Raw genomic sequence first — 3,101 nt, forward strand, 5'->3', positions numbered from 1 at the left:
GCTGCGCTCGAAGCTCGTCGACATCGCCGACACCGACGCGGTGGTCGCCGCGTGCGACGAGGACGTGGCCCTGGTGTGGGTCGAGTCGCCGACCAACCCCAACCTCGACGTCGCCGACATCGAGCGGATCTGCACGGCGGCGCACGAGGCCGGCGCGTACGTCGTCGTCGACAACACCTTCGCCACCCCGCTGCTCCAACGCGCGCTCGACCTCGGTGCCGACCTGGTGGTCCACTCGGCCACGAAGTACCTCGCCGGCCACTCCGACGCCCTCCTCGGCGCCCTGGTCACCCGCGACGACCAGCTGTTCACCGTGCTCAAGCAGCGTCGCGACCTCCTCGGCGCCGTGCCGGGCACCCTCGAGGCGTGGTTGGCGGTGCGTGGCATGCGCACCCTGCACCTGCGGGTCGAGCGCGCCCAGGCCAACGCCGCCGAGCTGGCCCGTCGCCTCGGGGAGCACCCGGCCGTGCAGCTGGTGCGCTACCCGGGGTTCGGGGCGATCGTGAGCGTCGAGCTGGCCGCGGGCGCGCTGGCCGCGGACCTGCTGCCGCGCAAGACCCGCCTGTGGGTGCACGCCACCAGCCTCGGCGGCGTGGAGTCCACCCTCGAGCGGCGCCGTCGCTGGAAGGGCGAGCCGACCACCGTCTCCGACGCCCTGGTCCGCCTCTCCGTGGGTGTCGAGGACGTCGAGGACCTCTGGGACGACCTCTCCCGCGCCCTCGACGGCCTCACCGACTGACCCATCCCCCGTCGAGCCGGCGTATCAATACGCCGGTTCGGCACTCAGGCGGTCTCGGGCTTGGTGTCGCGGGCGAGGATCGCGTCCATCATCCCCTGGGCGGTCAGGTTGCCCGCGACGACCTCGTCGACGTACGTCGCGATGGGGGCGTCGACGCCGGACTGCTCGGCCAGCGCGCGCAGCGACGAGCAGGACTTCGCGCCCTCGGCGACCTGGCGGGTGCTGGCGTAGATCTCCTCGGTGGTCATGCCCTGCCCCAGCTTCTCGCCGAAGGTGCGGTTGCGTGAGAGCGGCGAGGAGCAGGTGGCGACCAGGTCACCCAGACCGGCCAGGCCCATGAGGGTCAGCGGGTTGGCCCCGAGCTTCATCGCCAGCCGGGCGGTCTCGGCCAGCCCGCGCGTGATGATCGAGGCGGTGGTGTTGTCCCCGAACCCGAGACCCACTGCCATGCCGACAGCCAGGCCGACGACGTTCTTGTAGGCGCCGCCGAGCTCGCAGCCGAGCACGTCGACGGAGGTGTAGGGGCGGAACGCCGGGCTGTGCACCCGCTGCTGCAGCCGCGTGGCGACGTCCTCGTCGGCACAGGCCACGACCGCGGCCGCGGGCTCGCGGCGCGCGATCTCCTTGGCCAGGTTGGGTCCGCTGACGACCGCGATGCGCTCGGGACCCGCACCGGTCTCCTGCGCGATGACCTCGCTCATCCGGCTCAGGGTCGAGAGCTCCACGCCCTTCATCAGCGAGACCATCACCGCGTCGGGGTGCACGTGCGGCGCCCAGCTGCGGAGGTTGTCGCGGAAGGACTGCGACGGCGTCGCCCACACGACCACGTCGGCGCCGTCGAGCGCTGCCTCGACGTCGTGCGTGGCGCGCACGCTCGGCGGCAGCTCGATGCTGGGGAGGTAGGCCGAAGACCGCGACCTTGCCGAACTCGCTCATGCCGACTTCCTGTCCTTGTAGGGGTCTCCGGAAACACGCATGTCGTACCTCTCCGCGGGTGCCTGCGCCCCACGGATCTCCTCGACCTGCGCGGTGATCGCCGCCAGGATCCGGTCGGTGGCCTGCTTGACCACCTCGGGGGTCAGCTCGCGCTGCCGCAGGTCGTCGAGCGCGACGGGCTCGCCGACCGACATCGTGACGCGCTTGCGCGGGACGAGGTGCGGCTTCTTGGAGTACGGCAGCAGCTGCTGCGCGCCCCACTGCCCCACCGGGAGCACCGGCGCACCCGTCTCCAGCCCGATCCGCGCCGCGCCGGACTTGCCGGTCATCGGCCACATGTCGGGGTCACGCGTGATCGTCCCCTCGGGGTAGACCACGACGCACTCGCCCCGTCGGACGGCCTCCACGGCAGCGGCGTACGCGACGGCACCCTTGCCCTCGCGCTCGACGGGGATCTGGCCGGCGGCGGTGAGGAAGCGGCGCAGGAAGGCGTTCTGGAACAGGCCCGACTTCGCGAGGTAGCGCGGCAGCCGGCCGTGGTCGTAGACGCTTGATGATGCCCACGCCCAGGCTGAACGCCCACCCTCGTCGTTGCTGCAGCTTCCGCACGGTCACCGGGGCAGGCTACTCGGGTGGTGACCGACGCCACGACAGGCGGGCGGGCGCGTGCCGGACGGGGGTCGGACCACGGAGCAGGACGACGTGCACGCCTGGGAGGATGGGTGCGATGTCCGTCCCCGCCCACCCTCCGACGTACGCCGTCGTGGTGCCCGTGAAGCCGCCGGCACGCGGCAAGTCACGGCTGGTCGGGATCGCCGACGGTGCGCGCGAGGAGCTCGCTGCCGCCTTCGCCCTGGACACGGTGACCGCGTGCCTGGCAGCCGAGCGTGTCGGCGCGGTCCTGGTCGCCACGGACGATGCTCGCTTCTCCGCGGCGCTGTCAGCGACGGGGGCTCCGTGCATCCCCGACGGCGACTCCTCCGACCTCAACGCCACGTTGCGCCAGACCGCGGCTGAAGCACGCCGACGCTGGCCTGGGATGCGTCCTGTGGCCCTGTGCGCCGACCTGCCGGCGCTCGACCCCGCCGACCTCGACGCAGCGCTGGCCTCCCCCGTCCTCGCCGGTGGGGTCGCGGGGTTCGTCGCCGATGCGGCCGGTATCGGGACCACGTTGTACTCCGCGTCCTGGGAGGCGTTCGACCCTCGCTACGGCGAGGGCTCGCGGCTCGCCCACCTCGACGCCGGAGCCGTCGAGGTGACCGGCCCGCTCACCACGCTGCGTCGCGACGTCGACGACGTGCCGGACCTCCAGGCCGCAGCTGCGCTCGGCGTCGGCACGCACACGCGTCGGGTGCTGGACGCGCTCGGCCTCTTCTGAGCACACCGGCGATGGCGCCGATCCTCTGCCACGACACGCGATCGGGCC

General features: G+C 72.7%; 3 protein-coding genes and 1 pseudogene. 2 read left to right on the top strand and 2 right to left on the bottom strand.

Annotated features, from left to right (window positions below; translation table 11 throughout):
* The coding region (locus tag A6Q81_RS16275; protein WP_286691114.1) for a trans-sulfuration enzyme family protein at positions 1 to 739 on the top strand (739 nt) is incomplete at its 5' end.
* Between the two features lie 44 nt (positions 740 to 783).
* Here the strand turns inward: A6Q81_RS16275 and A6Q81_RS16280 are convergent.
* Both A6Q81_RS16280 and A6Q81_RS16285 read right to left on the bottom strand, forming a co-directional pair.
* Positions 784 to 1,650, bottom strand: a pseudogene (locus tag A6Q81_RS16280) (NAD(P)H-dependent glycerol-3-phosphate dehydrogenase); the annotation flags it as partial.
* Between the two features lie 21 nt (positions 1,651 to 1,671).
* Positions 1,672 to 2,205 carry a lysophospholipid acyltransferase family protein gene (locus A6Q81_RS16285; protein ID WP_353681428.1) on the bottom strand — a complete coding sequence of 178 codons (534 nt, stop codon included), beginning with the start codon at positions 2,203 to 2,205 and terminating at the stop codon, positions 1,672 to 1,674.
* 197 nt (positions 2,206 to 2,402) lie between these two features.
* Here A6Q81_RS16285 and cofC point away from each other — a divergent pair, with 197 nt between their 5' ends.
* On the top strand, positions 2,403 to 3,053 hold the full coding sequence (gene cofC, locus A6Q81_RS16290) for a 2-phospho-L-lactate guanylyltransferase (RefSeq protein ID WP_286691115.1): 651 nt from the start codon (positions 2,403 to 2,405) through the stop codon (positions 3,051 to 3,053).
* The last annotated feature ends 48 nt before the right edge of the window (positions 3,054 to 3,101 follow it).

The sequence above is a fragment of the Aeromicrobium sp. REDSEA-S38_B2 genome (assembly GCF_001628525.1).
Taxonomy (GTDB): domain Bacteria; phylum Actinomycetota; class Actinomycetes; order Propionibacteriales; family Nocardioidaceae; genus Aeromicrobium; species Aeromicrobium erythreum.

Coding starts and splice junctions, on each gene's coding strand:
- cofC (WP_286691115.1), top strand. CDS start 2,403: ATGTCCGTCCCCGCCCACCCTCCGACGTACGCCGTCGTGGTGCCCGTG.